18 protein-coding genes are annotated in these 22,429 nt (G+C 49.1%); 8 read left to right on the top strand and 10 right to left on the bottom strand.

What is annotated here, in order from left to right; all coding sequences use genetic code 11:
* Positions 1–102 precede the first annotated feature (102 nt).
* From Enr17x_RS26630 to Enr17x_RS26610, 5 genes are all read left to right on the top strand, one after another.
* Complete coding sequence (locus Enr17x_RS26630; RefSeq protein WP_145313066.1) at positions 103–702, top strand: NfeD family protein; 600 nt, start codon at positions 103–105, stop codon at positions 700–702.
* Between the two features lie 135 nt (positions 703–837).
* Entirely contained in the window at positions 838–1,887 is a 1,050-nt protein-coding gene (gene floA / locus Enr17x_RS26625; RefSeq protein WP_145313064.1) for a flotillin-like protein FloA, read from the top strand.
* 74 nt (positions 1,888–1,961) lie between these two features.
* Positions 1,962–2,663 carry a hypothetical protein gene (locus Enr17x_RS26620; protein WP_145313062.1) on the top strand — a complete coding sequence of 234 codons (702 nt, stop codon included), beginning with the start codon at positions 1,962–1,964 and terminating at the stop codon, positions 2,661–2,663.
* A gap of 64 nt (positions 2,664–2,727) precedes the next feature.
* Positions 2,728–3,822 carry a glycosyltransferase family 4 protein gene (locus Enr17x_RS26615; protein ID WP_145313060.1) on the top strand — a complete coding sequence of 365 codons (1,095 nt, stop codon included), beginning with the start codon at positions 2,728–2,730 and terminating at the stop codon, positions 3,820–3,822.
* Between the two features lie 75 nt (positions 3,823–3,897).
* Positions 3,898–5,148 (top strand): CinA family nicotinamide mononucleotide deamidase-related protein, encoded by a 1,251-nt coding sequence (locus Enr17x_RS26610; protein ID WP_145313058.1) that lies wholly within the window; start codon positions 3,898–3,900, stop codon positions 5,146–5,148.
* Between the two features lie 14 nt (positions 5,149–5,162).
* On the opposite strand, the gene Enr17x_RS26605 is transcribed toward Enr17x_RS26610, so the two are convergent.
* The 9 genes from Enr17x_RS26605 to Enr17x_RS26565 form a co-directional block, all read right to left on the bottom strand.
* The gene (locus Enr17x_RS26605; protein ID WP_145313056.1) at positions 5,163–9,377 is read right to left on the bottom strand and encodes a DUF4332 domain-containing protein; all 4,215 of its coding nucleotides are present in this window, start codon (positions 9,375–9,377) and stop codon (positions 5,163–5,165) included.
* On the bottom strand, positions 9,374–10,714 hold the full coding sequence (locus Enr17x_RS26600) for a metallophosphoesterase family protein (RefSeq protein WP_145313054.1): 1,341 nt from the start codon (positions 10,712–10,714) through the stop codon (positions 9,374–9,376). The genes Enr17x_RS26605 and Enr17x_RS26600 overlap by 4 nt, the downstream gene beginning before the upstream one ends.
* A 234-nt stretch (positions 10,715–10,948) precedes the next feature.
* Positions 10,949–11,368, bottom strand: coding sequence for a response regulator (locus Enr17x_RS26595; RefSeq protein WP_145313052.1), 420 nt, complete (start codon positions 11,366–11,368; stop codon positions 10,949–10,951).
* A gap of 271 nt (positions 11,369–11,639) precedes the next feature.
* A complete protein-coding gene (locus tag Enr17x_RS26590) occupies positions 11,640–12,722 on the bottom strand; it encodes an alpha/beta hydrolase (RefSeq protein ID WP_198000824.1) in 1,083 nt (360 codons plus the stop codon).
* A 206-nt stretch (positions 12,723–12,928) separates the two neighbouring features.
* Positions 12,929–14,212, bottom strand: coding sequence for a beta-ketoacyl-ACP synthase II (gene fabF, locus Enr17x_RS26585; RefSeq protein ID WP_145313048.1), 1,284 nt, complete (start codon positions 14,210–14,212; stop codon positions 12,929–12,931).
* Between the two features lie 178 nt (positions 14,213–14,390).
* Positions 14,391–14,879, bottom strand: coding sequence for a 3-hydroxyacyl-ACP dehydratase FabZ family protein (locus Enr17x_RS26580; protein WP_145313046.1), 489 nt, complete (start codon positions 14,877–14,879; stop codon positions 14,391–14,393).
* Positions 14,880–15,042: 163 nt separating this feature from the next.
* Positions 15,043–15,429 (bottom strand): acyl carrier protein, encoded by a 387-nt coding sequence (locus Enr17x_RS26575; protein WP_145313044.1) that lies wholly within the window; start codon positions 15,427–15,429, stop codon positions 15,043–15,045.
* A 197-nt stretch (positions 15,430–15,626) separates the two neighbouring features.
* Positions 15,627–16,379, bottom strand: a complete 753-nt coding sequence (gene fabG / locus Enr17x_RS26570) for a 3-oxoacyl-[acyl-carrier-protein] reductase (protein ID WP_145313042.1) — start codon at positions 16,377–16,379, stop codon at positions 15,627–15,629.
* Positions 16,380–16,464: 85 nt separating this feature from the next.
* Complete coding sequence (locus Enr17x_RS26565) at positions 16,465–16,953, bottom strand: 3-hydroxyacyl-ACP dehydratase FabZ family protein (RefSeq protein WP_145313040.1); 489 nt, start codon at positions 16,951–16,953, stop codon at positions 16,465–16,467.
* 541 nt (positions 16,954–17,494) lie between these two features.
* Between Enr17x_RS26565 and Enr17x_RS26560 the strand changes: the two genes are divergently transcribed.
* A complete protein-coding gene (locus Enr17x_RS26560) occupies positions 17,495–18,127 on the top strand; it encodes a PilZ domain-containing protein (RefSeq protein ID WP_145313038.1) in 633 nt (210 codons plus the stop codon).
* 11 nt (positions 18,128–18,138) lie between these two features.
* Here the strand turns inward: Enr17x_RS26560 and Enr17x_RS26555 are convergent, their stop codons facing one another.
* Positions 18,139–18,933, bottom strand: a complete 795-nt coding sequence (locus Enr17x_RS26555; protein WP_145313036.1) for an SDR family NAD(P)-dependent oxidoreductase — start codon at positions 18,931–18,933, stop codon at positions 18,139–18,141.
* A gap of 420 nt (positions 18,934–19,353) precedes the next feature.
* Between Enr17x_RS26555 and Enr17x_RS26550 the strand changes: the two genes are divergently transcribed.
* Together Enr17x_RS26550 and Enr17x_RS26545 are read left to right on the top strand one after the other, a co-directional pair.
* The gene (locus Enr17x_RS26550; protein WP_145313035.1) at positions 19,354–21,000 is read left to right on the top strand and encodes a DUF1549 domain-containing protein; all 1,647 of its coding nucleotides are present in this window, start codon (positions 19,354–19,356) and stop codon (positions 20,998–21,000) included.
* A gap of 77 nt (positions 21,001–21,077) precedes the next feature.
* Positions 21,078–22,352, top strand: coding sequence for a DUF1501 domain-containing protein (locus Enr17x_RS26545; RefSeq protein ID WP_145313033.1), 1,275 nt, complete (start codon positions 21,078–21,080; stop codon positions 22,350–22,352).
* Positions 22,353–22,429: the final 77 nt, after the last annotated feature.

Below are 22,429 nucleotides of genomic sequence, written 5' to 3'. Positions count from 1 at the left end.
GCACACGGTTTCCGGTTACTAATTGATTGATTCCAATTGCTGTACTGATCCAGTTCACAGCCAGAACGGGACAGTGCGAGTTAGGGAAAGTCTGCAGATCTAATGGATTATTCACTGATTGCAATACTGGCATTGGTCGTGACGCTGATGTTGTTTGTGGCGGAAATCTTTATTCCCTCAGGAGGCCTGATCGCCGTGCTGGCATTAACATGTATGGCTGGCTCGGCCTGGGCTGCCTGGATGGCCTGGTGGGCAACTAGCCCTTCTCTCTGGTGGACCTACGTCGCCAGTGTTGTCATTCTGATCCCCACCACACTGGGGTTTGCCGTCAAGTTTTTTCCGAATACGGCCTGGGGCAAGAAAATTATCCTCGAAGTTCCGACACTGGAAGAAGTTACCGCATTTCAGGAAGAAACAGACCATTTGAAGTCTTTGATTGGAAAAACGGGAAAAACGCAAACTCTTTTGAACCCGAGCGGCTTCGTTATCGTTGATCATGAGAGGCTGCATTGTGAGAGTCAGGGAATGATTATCGAAGCGCAGACCGATGTGGAAGTAATTGCCGTAGAAGGAACCCGGCTGGTGGTGAAAGAAAAACAGCAATCATCGGCCGAAAAGGAGGCAGCACCAGAAACGAAATCTTCACAACCCGGCGATTCGGTTGCCGGTGATGCGCTTGATTTTGAGATTCCGGAGACTTGATTTACGAATAGTCTCTGGATGGTTTCCCGGAATTACTTTACAATTAGTTCCTCTATGATTGACGGATTGTAAGACAGTTTCAGCGGACAGTTTACAACACTGGAAACGACATTTTTCTCAGGATAGGAAATCGGAATGAACGCCTTGAATCTTTTAGCAGTAGAAGATGGTTCAACAGTCACCTGGATTGTGGGGATCGTTGTTTTTCTCGGCGTGCTGGTCTTTTTTGCGGTGTTCGCGAGATACGCCGGATTATGGATTCAATGTAAGATGACCAAAGCCGGAATTTCCTTTCCGAATCTGGTCATCATGACGATTAAAAAAGTGAATCCGACGATCATCGTTCGCAGTAAAATCATGGCGATTCAATCGGGAGTGACGCGTCACTATGATATTTCCACGGGTAATCTGGAAGCACATTACCTGGCTGGTGGAAACGTACCGAATGTGATTCGTGCATTGATTGCTGCCCACCGGGCGAAAATCGAACTCGACTGGCAAGCCGCTCAGGCCATTGACCTGGCAGGGCGTGATATTCTGGACGCGGTTCGAACCAGCGTCTACCCCAAGGTGATTGATTGTCCCGATCCTCGCAAAACGAATGCGACTCTGGATGCTGTTGCTGGCGATGGCATTCAGCTAAATGTGCGTGCCCGTGTGACCGTGCGAACAAACCTGAAACAGCTGGTTGGTGGTGCGACGGAAGAAACCGTGATTGCGCGTGTGGGCCAGGGGATTGTGCAGGCTATTGGATCGACGGACACCTATGAGAAGGTGCTTGAAAATCCCGATAAAATCACACAGATCGTATTGAATGAAGGTCTGGAAAAACAGACCGCCTACACGATCGTTTCAATTGATATTGCCGACATTGATGTTGGGGAAAACATTGGTGCCCGACTGCAGGCCGATCATGCCGAGGCAGAAATGCGGGTGGCTCAGGCGAAAGCAGAACAACGTCGCGCCGATCAAAAGGCCCGAGAACAGGAAATGGTTGCGTTGACTCAGGAAAACCGAGCGAAGGTCGTGTTAGCCGAAGCCCAGGTTCCTAAAGCGATTGCCGAGGCATTTCGCACTAAGAAAATTGGCCTGATGGACTATTACGAACTGAAAAATATTCAGGCAGATACCAAGATGCGGGATTCGATTGCGACTCCTGAAAGAGAAGTGGCTCCTGTAACATAAGCACTGCTCAAGTCGTCCTTTCTGAGCGAAGAAAGACGTTGTTTGAGAAACAAATCAAGGACCGGGGTTAATTTATGGACATTCCAATATTAGCAGCTGACTGGGTGGGAGTGATTGTTGGAATCATCTTCCTGCTTGTGAGTGCCGCGAGCGCCATCAGCAACATTGCCAAGGAAAAAAATAAAGGACAGCCTGGAAAAGTCAAAGAGAAAGCAGCGCTCCAGAAAGAGCTGGAAAAGTTTCTGCAGGATGCGATGAACCCACAGCAGAAGAAAAAAGAGAAACCAGCCGAGATTGACTTTTTTGATGAAGATGAAGTGGAAATCGTTCCTGAGCCTCCTGTTCGGCAGCAACCCCAACGGCGTCAAAGAAAACAAAGGCAGACTCGCTCGCAACAAGGACAGCGGGCCCAAAAGTCTGCTGGCGCCAGTTCCCAGGTAACACCAGAACCTAAGAAACCGCATTTGACACACCGCGAACGGGCTGCAATTCGTTCACAAGAACAAGCGAAACGGATGGGAGGCAGTGTCCGCGATCGTCTCGAAAGGAAACAGCAGTCGCATATTCAAACTCGGCTTACCAGCCATATTGAGAGTAAAGTTGGCGAGCATTTTTCAGAGACCTTCGGTTCCCGTAGAAAAGAATCCCGGAAGAGTACATCGAAGACGGGAGGTAGTAAAGTCATCCGGTCGATGCTCCGAAATCCTCAATCATTCCGTCAGGCAATCATTTTGAATGAAATTCTTTCACCTCCCAAGTCACGCCGTCGTTCTTGAGGGCGATTTGTCTCAGCACATCGCTTTGATCGTGTTTGAACCGGTTGAATTACGAGAAAAGTGAATGAGTAAAGCAAATCCGCCTCCCATTGATGTTTTGCTGTTTGCCGGCCCGTTTGAGTTGCGAGGAACGTCTGCTTACACACTGCGATTGGCACAATACGCGCCCGTATACGACGTTCAAACCCGTGTCGTCTGTCCGGACGCCTCAAAAGTTAATCCCAGTATGCGCTCCAAGCTGGAAATAACCGAGTACCGGAATCTGGGAGTGCCAATTCTGGGACAGCTTGTTTTGCGGCTAGTCAAGCAGGAGACACAAAAGAAACCGCCCGATTTAATTCACATCCAGTCTCGGCACGTTCTACCGCAGGGGCAGTGGCTCGCCAGAAAACTCAAGCGTCCCTTTCTGTTAACCGTCAATGACTATCTTCAGAGCGATGAAAAATTGCGCATTGATATGCGCTGGTGTAAAGGGATCATAACGGTCAGCGATTCGGTCAAAAAAGATCTCATCGCACGCACAGGGCTACCGGAAGACTTTGTATTAGTCATCCCCAGCGGCGTTGATGTTCCTGATCACTCGCATCTTTCCCCTGTTTTGTCTCAAGACCATCAACCGGTGGTGGGTACAGCCGGGCCTTTAGAAGCGATCAAAGGCTTGCCTTATTTTCTGGGCGCCGCCAGCCGCGTACTGGAGGTGAATCCGGAAGTTCAATTCCTGATCTCCGGAGCCGGGCCTGAAGAGAGTAATCTGCGACATTTAGTACGTGACCTGGAAATCTCTGGGAACGTGACCTTCGTTCCCAACCTGTATGACTTCTCGATTTCACTCGAAGCAATGGACATCTTCTGCCTGGCCTCTCTGCGACAGGGTCTGGGAACGATCATGCTGGAAGCGATGGCGCTGGCCAAACCGGTGATTGCGACCGGAGTTGGAGGAATCTATTCTGTCATTCGCGATGGAGAAACCGGACTTGTGATCCCGCCTTCCAACAGTGAAGCGCTGGCGAATAGTATTCTCAAGTTATTAGAAGATCCGTTGAAAGCGCGGGCGATGGGCGAGTCGGCGCGGGAATTGGTCCGGCAGGGATTCCGTGTCGAAACAATGATCGAACGCACGGTAGAACAATATAAACAAGCGCTGCAGGTTTCGTCATAAATCTGCGAAGTGCGTGAAACAGAATTCTTGAGGTCAAGAGCCTGCGGTTCTTCGAACTCAATATTGGATGAACGAATGCAAGCGGAAATCATCGCCCTTGGCAGTGAATTGACCAATGGTGAAAAACTCGACACGAACAGTCAATGGCTCAGCACGGAACTGGCTGCGATTGGTGTCTCGACGCACTTTCATACGACGATCGCCGATAATATTGATGAAATCGTGGATCAGCTGCGTTTGTCATCACAACGCTCAGACCTGGTTCTAATCACAGGGGGGCTAGGGCCGACACTGGACGACCTGACCCGTCAGGCAATGGCAGAATTGACGGGTGGGGATCTGGTACTGGATCAGGAATCGCTACGTACCATCGAAAGCATGTTTCAAAAACGGTCCCGTGAAATGCCCGCACGAAATCGGATTCAAGCGATGTTTCCCGAGGGAGCCGAAGCGATCGAGAACCAGCATGGGACGGCGCCGGGCATCTGGATGCAGGTACCACGCGCAGATTCACAACCGGACTGCTGTATCGCCGCCATGCCCGGTGTTCCATCGGAAATGAAGCCGATGTTCTTTCAATCGATTTTGCCCCGGATCTCTCAGGGAACGAACATCATTCGTTTTGCCCGCATCAACTGTTTTGGTGTGGGTGAATCAAAAACGGAAGAACTACTGGGCGACATTACGAGCCGGGGACGAGATCCGGAAGTCGGTATCACTGCGCATGAAGCGACAATCACATTGCGAATCAAAGCGATGGGCGAGTCGGTCGAAGCATGTGAGCAGAAAATATCAGAGACGTATGAACTGATCCATGAACGAATCGGTGACTATATCTTTGGCTATGAAGATGAAGAGCTGGAGCACATTGTCGCAGCGCTACTCAGCCAGAAACAACAGACGCTGGCGACTTGTGAGTGTGGAACCGGCGGTTTACTCTCTTATCGCTTCTCTGACGTCGCCGGTTCTGCAGAGTATTATGCCGGCGGTACCATCGCGACCACCCAGTGTATTCTTAAGCAGAAGTCTCAGCAGACCGGCATTGAGCAAAATACTCTGGATGCTGCTGATGCCGTCTCCCTGGCAAGAGCAACACGCGAAAGTTATACCAGCGATTTTGCCTTGTCGATCATTCTCGATGTAAATCAGTCCTGGCAGGAACACAACGATGCCCCGCAGGCGTTTGTCGCTTTAGTTGCTGAGGGAGTTGAACTGGTTGAAGCCATCGGGTTAACGGTCAATCGGGCGATCGCCAAAAGCCGTGTCACAAAAGCAGCGCTCAATCTGCTAAGGCGAACGCTGATTTCATCTGAAAATGAAACGTAAGCTTCCCCCCCCTATCAGGCAGCACGCAGCTTTCTGGCTTGTTGAGACCAGCTGATCCAGTCTGAAACTTCCTCGAAGTCCGGCTCTTTTCCATTACGGATGATCTGTTGCCCCTGGTTTGTTTTGACAAACGACTTTACTTTTTCAAATAGTTTTTGAGGCGAAATTCGGGCAATCGCTTCAGGCTCAAGTAAGCCACAGGCTACCAGGATCTGCGCGTCATGGCCTCGCAGACCGGGGATACAGCAAACCAGCTTGGTTTGTTTTTTCCACAAACGAATTGTCTGCTCTTTAATATGCCGCACTTTTAACTTCTTCGCGATAAATTCAGGATTGCACTCCAACAGATCATTCACGGTGAAAATGCCCGTTTTTTCCAGACGATGTGCCGTTTTAGGGCCAATCGACGGGGCTTCTTCCACCGGCATTGAGCGACTCAAATAGAAAGGGGGAATCGTCGGGCTGGCGTTGTCTGAATCAGCGTGCGAATTGTCACGCCGATACTCGCGGTTTCCGTGTGTCTTTTCTTCCTGCACAGCCCTGTAAGTTCGCGCCTGACGAGCCCAGTGGCCCCATTGCTTCACTCGCTGCTGTGTAATCGGAGGATCGAACTGGTCTTGCGATGAATTCTGACAGGGTTCGACAAAGGACCAGAGTTCCTTAACTGGCATCGTGGCAACTTCGTCGACTTCTGTAATGCCACACGAAACCAATTGCGTTGCTTCCGCCGGGGAAAGGCCGCGGATGCAGGAAGCCAGTCGTGCCTGACACTGTAATTCGAATATCAAACCGGCTGTGAGATCTTCCTGTTGCAGTTCCTCGGCAATCTGATCTGCACTGCGAGAGAGAAAATCATCAATCGTGAAAATACCAACTTGATGTAGCGACTGAACCTGAGAATCATTCAAGGTCTGCAGATTTTGAATGGGGGAAGACCAGTCCAGTTGGTATTCAGGTTTTTCCGACTTCGGCAGATTGTCCACAACAGAATCAGAAGCCAGTTGCATATTTGAATGATTACTCGAAACCCTGGCAGCTTGAGTAAATGAATTTGATGCAGCGGGCCGCTGTGAGCGTGTTTCAGGAAGCCAGACAGGCGAACTGCCATGTTCTTCAAACAGACGCGTCAGGTGCAGATGACAGGTGAAGAATAGAATTTGCTGCCCTTTCGCTGCGACTGCGTTTAAGGTTTCGATGGCGGCTTTCGTGCGTTCCTGATCGAAATTCACGAGCACATCATCCAGAATGATCGGTAGTTCGACGCCTTGATTTCGAAAGCGTTCGACCATCGCCAGTCGGATCGCCAAAAAGAGTTGCTCGCGTGTGCCGCTACTTAATTCGGTTACCGTTAATGTGTGCCCTTGATTGTCATCAATTTTAGGATAGTGTTCTCCCAGCGGAGTCCAGATGTTTGTGTATTTCCCATTGGTTAACTGACGCAGATAGTCAGAAGCGATCGCCAGGGTTTCCGGTTGCGAGGTGCGTTCATATTCTGAGCGTAGCTGGTTGAGACCTACCGTCGACAGTTCCGCTGTAAACCAGTCTTCGCTGGCCTGTCTGATTTGCTCAAGGACCTGTTCCCGTTTTAATCGCAACTCGGCTGAGCTACGATCCGTTTTGGCGTTTTGATAGTCCTGTTTTAAGCGCCCCATGTTTTCTGCGGTTGTTACCAGGTCCTGCTCGATGTCTTCCAGTTCCAGATTCAGCATGTCCAGATGCTCGGCATTTTCGTCTGGATCAAAATTCAGTAAATCATCTTCGACAATTGCCATTTCCTGTTCGGAGCGGCTGATTTTTTCCAGCTCGGATTGTGCGCCCGCCAACTGCTTCTCGAGTTGAATGCGCTCGTGTTGAGAAGCGGCGCGTTGCAGGAACTCTTCCCGGTTTGCTGCGCCGCCCTGAATTAATAATCCCGAGCGATTGTGTTTGAGTTCCTGAATTTTTAGCTGCAGCGCGTCGGACTCCTGATGTAATCGCTTCTCTTCTTTATGCAGGCGTGCCCGTTCTTTCCGTTGATCGGAAAGTGTATCTAGCTCGCGTTCCCACTCTGAAATGACTTCAAAGGGTTTGTCAAAATCATGCTGATCGCGATTCATCCGCAATCCCAGATCCCGGACACGACTGTAAAACATGCTGACCAGATCGCTAATGGGTTTGAGCCGTCGCTGTTCCTGATGGAGCTGATCAGCGTACAGATTGGCATTGGAAACCTGATGCCACATCTGAAAGGCTTCATCGATTTTCAAGGTTTCGGTTAAGCCCAGCTGCTTGAGACATTCACACCATTCATGTCGTTTGCCACTAAACTCTCGTTGGATCTCCTGTGATCGATTCCGCAGTTTGACCAAAAGCTGACGGGTTTTCTGCGACCGTTCCTGAGCAACTTTTAACTGTTCCAGCTCTGCGATTTTCAAAGCAAGCTCGTGGAGTAATTCCGTTCGCAAAATATTTTCGTCATTGAATTTCAGCGAGGGAACTTGTGAATGGTGCTTGTGACTGGACAGAGAGTGCCCTTCTTTAATCAGCTTGAGCGAGAAGTATTCGTCTTCCAGAATACGATCAATTTCCTGCCGCGTTTCGCGGAGATGCACGTCGAGCGCCCAGATTTCATCCTGCAATGTTTCCGTCTGATCATCGAGGTCCACTTCAAAATGTTTCTTCAACGCCCAGGTCGTTCCGCCCAAAAATGTGCCTGAGAGACAGAAGATCAGACCAATCAGAGCCGCATCCGAAACGCCGCGCCACAAACCAGCCACAATTAATAACATGCCTGCCAATGCAAATCCAAACAATGTTTTCTTGGCCCAGCTGGGAATGCGTGCATGACTTTGCATTCCCGCCAACTGTTCTTTAACCGCTTCCTGACGAATTATGAGTTCGGATTCCCGGAACCGTAGTTGGCTCAAGCGTTCCAGGTGTTTCATCCGTTCTCGAGCGCGTTGTAATTCTTCTTCTACAGAATGCCCGTCGATCAGTCGGCTCGATTGCTCCTGTAGTTTGGCTAATGTCTGCTGGTACCGACGGGACACTTTTTTGTACCGCTGATGGGCATTTTTCCGTTTTCCAGCCGACAGCCGATACGCACGAGCGGCGCTAATCAAGCGTTGATTATTGTCGGGGGTTGTTTTGATGTGTGCAATATCGCTGAGTGACTGATTCTGTTTCAGATGTTTTTTCAGTGCCTGTCCCAGATCACTGAGTTGTGCTTCGCCTGTCTGATGCTGTTGTTCCAGATCAGCCATCCAGGTTTTCTGATCGGCCAGACTCTGGATATTCGGCGCAAAGTTGAGCAACTCGTTATCCAATTCATATTGTTCGATCTCGCTCTGGAGCCGTTTGATTTCCGCTTTCAACTCAAGTAGTTTTGCCTCCGCCTGTTTAAGTTCGCGGTCATATTCATCTAGTTGAGCAACTCCGCCTTCCGGGAAATTATGAACGACGGGTAGTTGTTTTAACTTCTGATGTAAGTCTTGCACTTCCTGCCAGGGTTTCCATACGCGGTCCAGAAAACGATGTCCCCGGATCTGGTATTGCAGACCGGTTTTCCGTTTTTTGAGGCTGTCGGATTCTGCCCGCAGGTTCTGTAATTCACTGGATAAATTGAAGAACCGCTGTGCCTGTAGCTCCAGGTCGGCGAGTTGGGAATTCAGCCCATCAAGTTGCTGGTGCAGGTCAACCAGTTTCCCATTTTTGAAGTCGCCACTCAATAGCGCCTGTCTAGACTGATCTAATCGGCTGGAAGCATCAAGAATCGCCTGGCCTTCCGGGCCTAGAGAGAGGCCGTAAATATGTTCGGCAACCTGATCGCCGTGCAAAGTTCCCAATTCCTGCAATTCATTCAAACCGATTGCAAAGACATTTTCGTAAACATTTTCCTTCACCCCGGCATGCAGCGAAGTGAGCAGATTCTGGTTTAAACTGTTTCCGGATTCGGCCTGAAATGAAAACTGGCCTCTGCCTTTGGCACTGGTCTGGCGGCGGATCTCGTAGCGTTGCCCTTTATGTTTTATATCCAGCAAAGCAGACCAGGGAACCTCATTCGATACTCGAGAATGTTCGCGGATTTCTTCTGTCTGGAAACCATACAGGATGCCGCGGATCATACGCATCAACGTCGATTTTCCGGTTTCATTCGGTCCGTAAAATACGTTGATCCCCGCGTTCAGGGGAGCAAGGTTTAAATCGTGCCAGTTTCCAAATTGGTCGACATGGATTCTGGTTATTTTCATGAATGTACTTCCTCATCCGACGTAATGTTGAGCCAGGTCTGTCCATTGCGGATGGCTGAATTGAAGATGGTTTGCTCATTCATCTGTTCTGTGAGTGAGCCCAGGCGTTCATGCCAGGTCTGATCCAGCTGAGTCGTGTGCGTGACCAGGTGTTTAAGAGGGGATTCGGTCTCCCGTTTGAATGCTTCAATTTGCTGTTGAAAACGATGCATCAGATCGGAGGCACTTCGATTGGAATACGCGTCGCGGTATTGAAGATAAAACGCCTGCTCCAGCATAACTGGCAGACGATCTTTGATTTCCAGTGCCAGTTCGCTACTCCAGCTACTCTGACGTTTGAAGCTATCCAGTGAATCAAACAATTCGCCGGAGCCTTTGATGAGCCAACGAACCATCCATAACGTTTCGTGTCTGGCTGCTTTCCGTGACAGCAGCGCTTCTTTCATTAGTTGCTTAAGCTGTTGGGGAGTTGTTTCCGGTTCCAGATCGAGCTCAATCATCAGCCAGCGAACGGCGGCAACTTTGAGCAGTCTGAGATCCAGCTGGGCCTGTGGTTCGACTGTCACCAGAGTAACGCCGGTCTGTTTGTGTTCGTCATAGTTGAGTCCCTGAGAGGTTCCCGGGTGATGGGCCAGACCAGGGTGCATTTCAAAGGTATGTCGCTGCGTCCCCTTACAGAGTGCTAGATAGTCGACGGTGACTTCGTTCGACTCATCCGATTGCCAGTTGGCAGCCTGGAACTCACTGGTCAATTCGAGAGCAATCGACTGATTTGAATCTCCGTATTGGTCAGCAGTCTGCACTGGTAAATTCGCCGAAATCAATCCGATGGAGAGGGCACGTTGATCGCGTTGATTGAACAACTGATTGCGTTGCTTTAATTTTAAAGGCTGTTGTTTTTTGTAATTTGCTGCCCCCAGTACCTGAAGTGTCGCGATGGTTTCTTCGTTGCGCAGAATATCGAGCGTGTCGTGATCCTGAGGAGAGAGAAAAGTGACATTGGCCGGCCAGTTGGAATGTAAATCCCAGGCACTTAATGGATCGTGCTTTCCTGGAATGACGAAGACTTGGATATTTTCTGATGCCAGTTGCTGAAACCCGTCCAGTAGTGCAATGCGAGCTCGGATACTGTGGTCTTCATTGATAAAGGTGTTGCCCGTCAGCAGCAGAAAGTCAATTTCATGTTCCAGGCAGGCTTTGACGATTTCCTGGAACGTCAACAACGTGCAATCTTCGAGGCTGATCTGCGATTCTTTAGAAACCGCGCCAACCCCCTGAGGTTGATGATCAAGGCGCAGATTGCTGGCGTGAATAAACCTGGTTGGTACGAATGGCATGGCAGACTCCTTTCCGCCGCACAACCTGCCCGTTTCTTTTCTACAAAGCGACACGGGATGCAGGTGGCAGTTATGCTTTTACGAAATTAATTGCGAGTGGAAGTGTACTTCACTCTGCAATTTATGAGAAGCCGATTCTATAGAAAAAGCAGCGGACCAACCCAGGAATGCTACTCGGCTTCTCATCTCTATAGAGGCTTCGACGAGAGAAACGGCGTGTCCAAGAAATTTCGACTAGTTTCCTAACCAGGAAGGCACATCCGGATCGTGATACGTGTCTACCAGGGCATGCGAAACAGTCGAGACTAACTCCTGTCTTTTGACTGGTTTAGCCAGAACCTCATATGCTCGGGCAGCACTGGCATCCTGACGTAATTCTTCAGTCGCGTCTGCGGTAATCAGAATACAGGGTAGAATCTCATTGGTCTGCTTCATGATGCGGACCGCTTCGAGCCCTGTTAAAACGTCCATATGCATGTCGAGCAATACGATATCCACATGGATTTGCTCGACGAGCTCAACCGCTTCTTCTCCCGATTCCGCTTCAAACAGTCTGAAGTAGGGAGCGAGAAGCTCTTTGAGAACATCACGGAATCCGGAGTCATCATCTGCAATCAATAATTGATAAGGAGCCTGCGATCTGGCATTGACCATGATACATCTCACCAAATAATCCGGAAGTCAGCCGCATCAGCGGGGATCTATGTAAATCCTGCCCCCATAATTCCTCTGATGCAAAACACATTGGGGCTACTGGAATTAATAGCAAATCAGATACCATTATCAAATAGAAATGATTGCATGACCGTAAGTTGTTGTTAAGAAGCTGCTTAAAGAAACGTAATCTTGAACATCATCCTGTAAAACTGCTGATTTGCTTAACAAAAAACGCCCATTCGCTGTCAAATAGGCAGTAATGGGGAGCTTATGCGGAACGTTTTCTGAATGGGGAAGCAGGGTCAGGATGTGAAATATTTCCGGAAGCAAACTCTGCCTCTGCTTGACTGGACAGTTTGATCTGAGTTGGCGTTTCCTGCTGCTCAGACAACTTCAAAGGCATTTGCAAAAAGAAATCGACCAGACTCGCATCAAATTGTTTGGGCTGCGTAAATCGGCCTGCATTATGAATGGCGTTCGGCAGCAGACAGACTTTGGTTTTTGAGTGGCGAATTTTTTGAACAATCAGCTCTGACATACGCGGGATCACACTCTGGTCTTTTTCACCGACCAGAAACAACAGTTCTCGTTTTTTCAGGGAGCTGAGATACGACTTCAGATTGAGATATCGGCACCCCTGTCGTCGCTGCGAATACCAGATCATAATCCGGAATGCCCGGATAACCTCTGCTGTGGGGACTAATTGAATAAACAATCGCGGCAGGAATCGTTCTCCCCAGCGAATGGCATGGTCCAAAAATAGTTCTTCATTCAGAAATGCGCCTTCACAGGCCACGAACTGAATTTCAGGTGTCTGTGATGCAACCGCCAATGCCGCTCCCGCGCCGCGGCTCATTCCCAGTAAACCAAGTGGCAATTGACTTAATTCCGGCTGCTGTCTGATAAATTGAAGGGCTGCTTCAACATCACTGATTTCATGGTTTGAGAGCCAGTGAATGGAATGGTAACGGGGGTCGGTATCGCTTTCGCCGTGATTACGAAAATCGAACGAAAACACAGCGAATCCGGCATCAAGTAAACCCCGACATTGAAACAACGCGATCTTTCCCGTTGATTTAAATGGATGGCAAAACAGGACCAGACGATGAGGGTCGCGGCCTTCCGGCGTGGCAAGGAAACCGCGTAATATCAGCCCGTTCGAAGTCGGGAATGAAACGGACTTGACCTCGATTGTTTCATCATTTTCTGGTAGGGTCGTGAGAGTACCTGCCAGATTAAATCGGTCTGGCATGGGAGCAAATAGCACGGGATAGGCAGCGCGCATGATGCAGTATTGAATGACCAGCTCTACAGCGATCACAATCAGAGTGCACCAGAACAACCAACTCACTGCCGTCTCCATGGAGGTGATATCGCTTGCCTGACCCTCGACAAGCTCCGTTTGTCATTAGGCGATGTATACTCTTTATGACTCAAATTGATCAAGGTCTTAATTCTACCGAACGAGATTGACCAGTGATCATTTCATCGCAGTGCAACTATTTCCGCTTGAGCGTCTTAGCTGTTTTCACATTGATCTGGAAACGGAAAACAGTTTTAGTCTTTGAATTCCGAGAAAATCAGTGAAATATTCTGACCGCCAAACCCAAAACTGTTGGACAGTGTTGTGGTGACATTCTTCTGGCGTGCTTCGTTGGGAATGTAGTCCAGGTCACATTCCGGATCGGGAGTTTCATAGTTAATGGTGGGAGGCACAACATTATCACGAATGGCCATCAGGCAGGTGATGGCTTCCACGCTACCTGCTGCAGCAATCAAGTGCCCCATCATACTTTTGATACTGGATACCGGAACTTTATAAGCCATATCTCCCAGTGCGCCTTTAATCGCTCTGGTCTCAACCTTATCGTTGACCGCCGTACTTGTTCCATGTGCATTGATGTAATGGATGTCTTCCGGATTGACGTTCGCGTGACTCATGGCCATCTTAATACACTTGATCGCACCACGCCCTTCGGGATGGATGTCGGTCACGCGGTAGGCATCTGCACTGGAACCGTAGCCAACGAGTTCTCCATAAATGCGGGCGCCCCGTTTTTGAGCCCGTTCCAGATCTTCCAGAATCATCATGCCGGCTCCTTCACCCAGCACGAAACCATCACGGTTTCGGTCGAAGGGGCGGGATGCCTGCGCAGGGTTTTCGTTGTTAGTGGAAAGTGCGGTCAGCAGGCTGAAGCCGGTCACACCAAACGGGTGAATCATACTGTGGGCACCACCAGAGAGCATGATATCGACATCGCCCCGACGGATCAGTTCTGATGCTTCGCCAATCGCCTGGCTGGAAGCGGCACAGGCAGTCAGGCAGTTCAGGTTTGGTCCCTGGGCATTGAACAGACTGGCCAGATGACCGGCTGGCATATTGGGTTCCTGCTCCAGTTCGAACAGGGGATTAAGCTGTTCCAATCCGACCTTGGTGAATTTTTCCAAATCGACTTCGCCATCGTTCTGTGCCTGTGCGATGATTTTCATGAACTTATAAAAATCCTGCTGTCCTTCACCGGCTCCCAGGTAGACACCGAATGTAGCAGGGTCAAAATCATCATCCAGAATACCGGAATCTTTGACGGCCTGTGTCGCGGCACCAATGGCATAGCGAATATTACGGCCGGAATACTCAAAGCGGTCCAGGTTGTCGACATAGTCTTCCAGATGGAAGTCATGGACTTCGGCTGCAAAGCGTGTTGGGAAATTCGAGGCATCAAAGTGAGTAATGTTGGAGATTCCGCATTTGGATTCCTGGAGTGCTTTCCAAGTATCTTCCACGGTTTTTCCCAAGGGGGTGATAGCGCCAATTCCTGTGATCACAACGCGGCGGTTCATAGCTTCGAATTCTTGTTTTAAAATTGAACTTTGTTACAGCAGGCCAATCACAGTATCGTCTGACCCAGCCGACTGTGATTTGCTGCCAGATAATCAATCCGGTTCTTGTATCATTGAATTATGATTGTAGTCCATTTGGAATCAAGGCCTCCATAGCAAGCTTCCAAAAATAGCGGACTTACGTCTGTTCTTCACCCGTTCCCGCTTTTCCGACATCGAGAATCCCCAGTAGATTCATCGAAAATACGAAATTTTTCTGGTCGATGGCGCCAAATTCGGAATCACTCTGGTCGAGGTGAACAAAAATGATGCTGCCTTCTGCCACTAGACGGTCTCCGACCATCGCGGTGACGTCAACCGCCCCTCCTTCTTCACCGGCGTTTGTAATTTTCGCCGTATAAATCAGCTGGTCTCCCGGACAGGCCCAGCTGTGAAAGGTCATTTTGGGTACTTTAGCCAGAATCACGATGTGTTCAAAATCGTTGATTTCGCCTAGCAGAATGCCTCCGGTTTGTGCCAGACCTTCAATCATCAGAGAGCCGGGCATGACTGGGAAGCCGGGAAAGTGATCATGCAAATGTTCTTCCGCCAGTGTGACGTTTTTGACACTCTTAGCATAAGAACCACTTTCAAATTCAATAAAGCGATCTATCCAGAACCATCGCATTTTGATGAACCTTTAAGTTTGGTAGCTTGGGGCACAGGTAAGGCTGGCAGATCAGTGAACTGATTGCCGCTGGTATCAGAGCCATTCGAATAAAAGGTGCACAGCCCACAATTGTGAGCTGTGCCAGCATCTGATTGTCCTCTTGATTTACAACAGTTCCTGATTAAGAAAGGCGTGCATCAAGGAAGTTGACCAGCATGTCGACAGTAAACAGATCCTGCATTTTTTCGACTTTAGGATCGTCGGCAAAGGAATCGATGTCCGCGTGAGGCATCTTTGTGCGGAGTTCTGCAATACCGGCTTCTGTGAATTCACCGTCTTTGACAAAGCCGGAATCGGAAGAAGCGATATTTTCGGGGAACAGTTCGCCACGTGGGATTTTGATATCGAACGCTTTTTCCAGACGGAAGGCGATATCAAGAAAGTCAATTGACTCAGCTCCGAGGTCACCCATCAGGGTGGCTTCAGGCACTACTTCGTCGTCATCCAGTCCGAGAGCGTCCACCAGTGTTTCACGAACGGAATCGAAGATTTCATCTCTAGTTGGCATCTGTAAATACTCCTTGGTTCGACCTGATGGCCGATTAGTCTCGCCGACCCAGCCTGATTTAAAAAACTACTCGGCGAGAAGAATAGTTTCGACAGTTCTCGTTACCAATATGTTGAATTGACCCAATCCGAATAAATATTGATAACACAAAATAGTTCTTCCGAACACAGCGACGAGCCGTATCGGAATGGCGTAAATTAAATTCCACCCAACGTTAATCCGCCGTCAACGGCCAGTGTCTGGCCGGTAACGTAAGATGCATCTTCACAAGCGAAAAACAGAACCGCGTTGGCAATGTCTTCCGGAAGACCCAGGCGACGGGTGGGAATATGTTTTTTGATTTGATCGCCGGCTGCGTTTCGCACATCGACGGTCATGTCTGTTTCAATAAAACCGGGAGCGACTGCGTTGACCGTAATTCCCCGTTTGGCAACTTCGGTCGCCAGGCAGCGGGTAAATCCGATGATTCCCCCTTTACTGGCAGCATAGTTGGATTGTCCTGAGTTACCAAAATGTGCGGCTACACTGGACATGTTAATAATGCGTCCGTATCGCTTTGACATCATGGGGCGAGTGACGGCCTGACAGAAATTGAAAACACTGGTCAGGTTTGTATCAATGACAGCTTGCCAGTCTTCTGACGACATTGTTGCCAGAAGTCCATCCCGGATGATGCCGGCATTGTTGATCAGAATGTCGATCTTTTCCCATTTCTCAATGACTTGTTCTACGACCGCGTCTGCCTCTGCTTTATTGGCAACGTCGGCTTGAATCGCCAGTGCTTCACAGTTTTGGTCAGCAAGTTCTTTCACAATTTGTTCGGCAGCTTCCGCACTGGAACGGTACACAAAGGCAACCTTTGCCCCTTCACGGGCCAGGGCTTCTACGACGGCTTTTCCGATACCGCGACTGCCTCCGGTTACCAACGCTACTCTTCCTTCCAGTTTCATTCCGTTTTCCAATCTAACTAAATCTAGTTATTTAAATATCTCAAGTTTACTTTGACAGAAACAGGCCATACAGACAAAACCGATTTCAGGATGCGGTTTGCCGGTTGGGGTTCCAAAGCTGGCCAAACTGTGTCTGTAGATCTTTGACACGATCTGCATCATTCTCTGCCATCGAAGGGGTTTTGTCCCGCAGATTAAACTGCTCCAGAACAATACGACCACTGACGGCGGTTTCCCCTTCGACTTCGCTGGTCGCTTTTAAGGTACACAGATTCTCTTCCCACTTTTGTATGCTCAAAGAGACTTTCAACTGCTTGCCCGGGGTAACAAAGCTGTTAAAACGGATGGCTTTCGTTTGTTTCAGCAGGATCGTGCTATATTCAAAATCGTTTGTGTAACGCATCAGCCAGGCACCTGCCTGGACGATCGACTCGACCATCATCACTCCCGGCATCACGGCGAAACCGGGAAAATGGTCCTGCAGGTATTCTTCTGCCAGAGAAAGATTTTTGACAGCCGTAATCGACTTGCCTTTCTCCAGTGTTAATATTTGATCGACGAGCGAAAATCGCATGCCAGTATTATCTCGCTACATGTCAGGGAAGGGTTAAGTCAGGAAAACCGAGGGCAGAGGCCTGTCTGTTGCAGAACGCACAAATTTTAGAGCGATTCTCAAACCGGTTTAAATATAGAAACCCCTATCGATGATCGAACCGACAAAACTTCATTCGATTCTTATGAGTCTATTGGAAACGTGGCAGTATAATTTCCTGATACCTGTTTCTCAAGCTAGTTGCCGACCTGACAAACGTGAATTCACACGAATTTTTCACGTTTTACGTGTTTGCGAAGTAAGTCCATAATATCATTTAAGTTGCGCCATCGTACCCAGGCTAAGATTCTTTAGGATCGGGCAAAGCTGTCCAGAGCCGCTTGAAGTGGACGAAATTTCGGTATTTTCGAGGATTTATACTGCTTGTTCTGAAATAACAGGGCTCCCATTTTGACCATTCCTCATTTGTAACCTAGGTTTAAACAGGTCAATTCTGCAGGCTCGCTCTACCAAGCCTGTTCCTGTGGACAGTTTTCGTCTTTTTTTGTCAGGTTGATACATAATGAATATTGTAATGGATGTGGAACCACAGGTCGTTCCTGCTGAAAGTGCGGCTGAAACTGAAGAAGTTGTCTCCTCTGCTCATGAGCAGGCAGTTCAGCCGATCTCGTTCCGCAAGTGCCTGGGTAACTCTCGAAGGACATTAAAAGCTCGTTCGCGTCATTCCGGGTACTCCTGGAACAGCATCCTTTCAAAAATCCAGACCCATTCCCCAGCAACGACCGCGTCTTCGATTCCGACTCCGCAGGTTGAAGACAAGCAGATCGAAAACAAATCGTTCGAACGCCGCGAGTTTCCCCGACATACCAGCGAAGCCATTGTCCTGGCTTTCAGCAAAGATGAACAAATTGTATCCGGCGTAGCCGACCGTCCTGGCACAAAAGGCTATGCCATTAATGTCAGTCAGAACGGGTTATCGTTCGCCTCTCGATCTGAGTTTGCATTGCGGGACGAACTGCAACTGCATGTAGAAGATCAACGCGTGAAGTTTGCATTGGATGTTACTGCTTCAGTGGTACGTGCAACTCCCCTCGATGAGGAATTCTGGCGCATTGACTGCAAGTTGATCGCCCCACTCAGCAATGAGCAGGTTGCTTTATTGAAAGAACACGTGCCTTCCTGCTACGCAGGCTAAGCCTGAAAAGACTACGCTCCCTGTGGTGGAACGCCCAATGATTTTCCGCCATCAATGCGGAGAGCCGTTCCGGTCACCATCAAAGCGTCCTTGCTGGCCAGATAACAGATGGCGGAAGCGACTTCGTCTGGACCAATCATTCGCTGATTGGCTGCCGCAATCGGACTGGCACGAATCATAGACTGTATTAATCCTTCGGGGTCGGCTGTGCTGGCGATGTCGTCGTTCATCATGCCGGTTTCACCTACCGGTCCGGGACAGACACAATTGATTCGAATATTGTCTTTGCCGTGACACAGCCCCAGACTTTCGGTCAATGCAACAACGGCATGCTTGCTGATTGAGTAAACCGGATCATGCGCCCGGGGAAGCATCCCGGCGTTGCTGGCTGTGTTCACGATGGCACCGCCGCCAGTTGCCAGCATGTATTTGATCGCATGCTTACAACCTAAGAAGGTGCCTTTGAGATTGGTGTCGATACAGGCGTCCCACTCGGCTTCAGTGACCTGATGGATTTGTTTCACGAGCCCAATGCCGGCGTTATTGACCAGAATGTCGACCCGGCCATACTGATTCACCGCCTGTTCGATTAAAGCCTGAACCTGAGATTCCTGCCTCACGTCGCATGCGACTTCCGTGATTCCCAGTCGGGTAAATGTGTCCCGGTTTTCTTCAAGGTGATGTAGATCGCCGGCAAAAACATGCGCGCCGGCCTCGGCCATCATGATCGCGGTGGCACGTCCGATTCCATTGCCGGCACCGGTAATCACGGCGACCTGGCCTTCAAATTGATATTGATTTCTCATGGTTCTTTTCTGGACACAAAAGGGCTATTTGCACACATGCGTATACTGTTTTTGGTGCTTCTGCAGCCTGTGAGGGACGCCCACGAAGTCAGCAACAGTTCTGCAAAGAGATTATTTTTTCCATAAGTCTTTTTATACAACACTTTACGCGTCTATTTCTGCCGATACTGTTATAGGAGTTACATCTGATTTGCTTGATATTTAGATTGGATTTTATGCAAAATGGAGTACTCTTTTAGGAACCAATTCGTATAAAATATGGATATTATTAAGACTCACTGCGAATGTTTTGGTCTTCCAGGAAGTTAATACAGTAGCGAAGCAATCTTCTTTTCGCAATTTGACAACGTGTGAGCTGTCGATAGAGAGGGATGCTGTGCGTTCATCCTGTCATTTTTCAATACAGTGGAGAACATGAAAATGCGTCGTTTTTCTAAACAACTTTGTGTTGTTTTTACATTTGTGATCTGTGCGGGTTCCCTGGTGTCCTTCGTGGATGCTGCACCTCCGGAAAGCAGGACGAAGGCATTTTCTACCGGTGCATTTGATCCTTTCATTGACTACATCAACGAACGTGTTCGCCAGGGTTGGGAAGACAATGAAGTGGAGCCTTCTCCCGTGGCGACCGATGAAGAGTGGTTACGTCGGGTGCACCTGGATCTGATTGGTCGAATCCCTTCCGCAGAAACAGTCGAACAATTTATCAAAGATCGTGATCCTGCCAAGCGATCGAAGATCATCGATAAACTGCTGGATGACCCCGCTTATGTGCAGAACTTTACAAACGTGTGGACGAATTTGCTTATTGGTCGCCGTACTCCTCGACGAGTAAGCCGCAACGGGATGCAGAAGTTCCTGCGGGAAGTATTTGCGAAGAATCGTCCCTGGGATGAGGTTGTCCAGGATCTCGTGACTGCGGAAGGGCATTTTGAAGAGAATGGCGCCGTCAACTATCTGCTGGCTCAAATGCAAAACAATGACGAAGCAGTTCAGGTAACAGCTGCAACAACGCGTCTGTTCCTCGGTATTCAGGTGCAATGCACACAGTGCCATAACCACCCGTTTAATGACTGGAAACAAAACCAGTTCTGGGAATACAATAGCTTCTTCCGTCAAATGCGACGCATCAATCATCGTAAGACAGACCCCAAGACAGGGCGTCAGATTGACGACTATTCTGAAGTGGTCGCGACTGGATTTAATGGTCCCGTCTATTATGAAAAACGTTCCGGTTTGATGCAGGTCGCCTATCCGATTTTCGAAGATGTGAAAGTCGATCCGGCAAGTGGTGTCGAACGCCGTAAAGAGTTTTCCAAATTGATCGTCAAAGGTGAAAAGCCTCTGATTGCAACCGCCATTGTGAATCGCATGTGGGGTTATTTCATGGGATATGGGTTTACCCGACCAGTCGATGACATGGGCCCACATAACCCGGCCTCTCATCCGGAACTGCTGAACCGTATGGCCGAGGAGCTGGTCAAGAAAGACTACGATCTGAAACAACTGGCCCGTTGGATCTGTAACAGCGAAGCATACAACTTAACCAGTCAGTATGGTCGCAAGAACGAATTCGACAGTCCTGAGCGAGGAGAAACCCCTCTCTTCTCGCATATGTACGTCAAGAACATGACAGCCGAGCAGCTCTATGATTCCTTAATCGTAGCGACGGGTGCTCACAAGTCAGGCCAGTCCAACTGGGAACGGGCTGAAGAACAACGCCGCCGGTGGATGCGTCAATTCATGGTCGCATTCGATAATGATTCGGGCGATGATTCCACAACATTTAACGGAACGATTCCACAGGCATTGATGATGATGAATGGGGAATTAACGAAAAATGCCATCAGTGCGGATCGCGGAAGTTACCTGAATCAGCTGTTACTGGAGAAAGGCAATGATCAGGCAAAGATTCGGAAAATGTTCCTGTCCACTTTGAGTCGCTATCCTGATCGACGTGAAATCACCAGTGCTCAGAAACTGGTTGGCGGTTCGCGTAACAAATTAGCCGCTTATCAGGATCTCTACTGGGCATTACTGAATTCCAATGAGTTTGTCTTCAATCATTAAACTGAAATAACGTATCGCGTCGCGATCTTGTCACACACAATTTTTTATCACAATAGAATCAAAAGAGGGCATTCGTTATGACTATTCTCAATCCTTACGGAATGACGCGTCGGCACTTTATGAAGCATGTCGCAGGTGCAGCGACCGCGATTCCAACAATGCACTTTCTGTCTCACCTCGAAGCGAATGCCAATCAGGTGAAAAAACAGCAAAAAGCCTGTATCTTGATTTGGATGGCCGGTGGACCACCAACAATTGATATCTGGGATCTCAAACCAGGTTCCAAAAATGGCGGCGAATTCAAGCCAATCAGCACCAAAGGAGATATGCAGATTTCTGAGCATATGCCTAAGACAGCTCAGGTCATGGATAACCTCTCTTTGATTCGCTCTATGAGCACACGTGAAGCCGACCACGCTCGTGGAACATATTACATGCACTCTGCTTACGTCCCCAACCCCACTGTGGTTCATCCCACCTTTGGTTCGGTCGTCAGCTATGAGTTGGGTTCACGCCGCAAAGAACTGGATATCCCATCCTTCATCTCCATCGGCGGTAGCCGGGGAAGTGCCGGGTTCCTGGGAATGTCTCATTCACCGTTTGTTGTTTCCAGCAATGGAACGATTCAAAACGCTGAAGTGAATATGGCTGAACAACAGCGGTTAGGACAACGTCTTGACATGCTGCAGGTTCTGGAGTCAGGATTCATTAAATCTAAACGAGGTGAATCTGCGAACTCTCACAAGGATATCTACAAGAAAGCCGTCAATCTGATGACTTCCAAACAGATGGAAGCCTTCAAAGTAGACCAGGAACCAGAAGCTTTAAAAGAAGCTTATGGAACCGGCAACTTTGGTCAGGGATTACTGCTGGCACGACGTCTGGTTGAAGTCGGTGTACCGTTTATCGAAGTTTCTGCTTCCGTCGGTAGCTGGGACTTGCACCAAGGTGTATTTACATCCTTAAAGGATCGCAACCTGCCTCAGTTGGATAAGGGCATCTCCGCTCTTGTTGCAGACCTGAAGCAACGTGCGATGCTGGACGACGTGACCATCGTTTGTATGGGTGAGTTCGGCCGAACTCCTCGTATTAACCAGAACGTAGGCCGCGACCACTGGGCCGCCAGCTGGACTGCCATGGTCGGTGGTGGCGGACTCAAAAACGGTCAGGCTGTTGGTAAAACGGACAGCGATGGAATTGGCATTGAAGGCAAGAGCTATCTGCCGGGCGATCTGTGGGCAACCGTCGCTCACTCACTGGGTATTCCATTGGATATCGTCCACACATCCAAACGCGGTCGTCCCATGAAACTGGCCAATGGCGGAACTCCGATTAAGGAGTTGATTGGCTGATCCTGAACTTCAGCCAATGAGATTGACAAGCCATAAAACAGCGGACGCTCGAAAAGGGTGCTTCCGCTGTTTTATTG

The organism is Gimesia fumaroli, assembly GCF_007754425.1.
Taxonomy (GTDB): Bacteria; Planctomycetota; Planctomycetia; order Planctomycetales; family Planctomycetaceae; genus Gimesia; species Gimesia fumaroli.
This window is presented reverse-complemented; position numbering and strand designations above follow the sequence as displayed.

Bases quoted from the DNA above. Each gene is read 5' to 3' on its own strand.
- Enr17x_RS26630 (WP_145313066.1), top strand. From the start codon at position 103: ATGGATTATTCACTGATTGCAATACTGGCATTGGTCGTGACGCTGATG.
- floA (WP_145313064.1), top strand. From the start codon at position 838: ATGAACGCCTTGAATCTTTTAGCAGTAGAAGATGGTTCAACAGTCACC.
- Enr17x_RS26620 (WP_145313062.1), top strand. From the start codon at position 1,962: ATGGACATTCCAATATTAGCAGCTGACTGGGTGGGAGTGATTGTTGGA.
- Enr17x_RS26615 (WP_145313060.1), top strand. From the start codon at position 2,728: ATGAGTAAAGCAAATCCGCCTCCCATTGATGTTTTGCTGTTTGCCGGC.
- Enr17x_RS26610 (WP_145313058.1), top strand. From the start codon at position 3,898: ATGCAAGCGGAAATCATCGCCCTTGGCAGTGAATTGACCAATGGTGAA.
- Enr17x_RS26605 (WP_145313056.1), bottom strand. From the start codon at position 9,377: ATGAAAATAACCAGAATCCATGTCGACCAATTTGGAAACTGGCACGAT.
- Enr17x_RS26600 (WP_145313054.1), bottom strand. From the start codon at position 10,714: ATGCCATTCGTACCAACCAGGTTTATTCACGCCAGCAATCTGCGCCTT.
- Enr17x_RS26595 (WP_145313052.1), bottom strand. From the start codon at position 11,368: ATGGTCAATGCCAGATCGCAGGCTCCTTATCAATTATTGATTGCAGAT.
- fabF (WP_145313048.1), bottom strand. From the start codon at position 14,212: ATGAACCGCCGCGTTGTGATCACAGGAATTGGCGCTATCACCCCCTTG.
- Enr17x_RS26580 (WP_145313046.1), bottom strand. From the start codon at position 14,879: ATGCGATGGTTCTGGATAGATCGCTTTATTGAATTTGAAAGTGGTTCT.
- Enr17x_RS26575 (WP_145313044.1), bottom strand. From the start codon at position 15,429: ATGCCAACTAGAGATGAAATCTTCGATTCCGTTCGTGAAACACTGGTG.
- fabG (WP_145313042.1), bottom strand. From the start codon at position 16,379: ATGAAACTGGAAGGAAGAGTAGCGTTGGTAACCGGAGGCAGTCGCGGT.
- Enr17x_RS26565 (WP_145313040.1), bottom strand. From the start codon at position 16,953: ATGCGATTTTCGCTCGTCGATCAAATATTAACACTGGAGAAAGGCAAG.
- Enr17x_RS26560 (WP_145313038.1), top strand. From the start codon at position 17,495: ATGAATATTGTAATGGATGTGGAACCACAGGTCGTTCCTGCTGAAAGT.
- Enr17x_RS26555 (WP_145313036.1), bottom strand. From the start codon at position 18,933: ATGAGAAATCAATATCAATTTGAAGGCCAGGTCGCCGTGATTACCGGT.
- Enr17x_RS26550 (WP_145313035.1), top strand. From the start codon at position 19,354: ATGCGTCGTTTTTCTAAACAACTTTGTGTTGTTTTTACATTTGTGATC.
- Enr17x_RS26545 (WP_145313033.1), top strand. From the start codon at position 21,078: ATGACTATTCTCAATCCTTACGGAATGACGCGTCGGCACTTTATGAAG.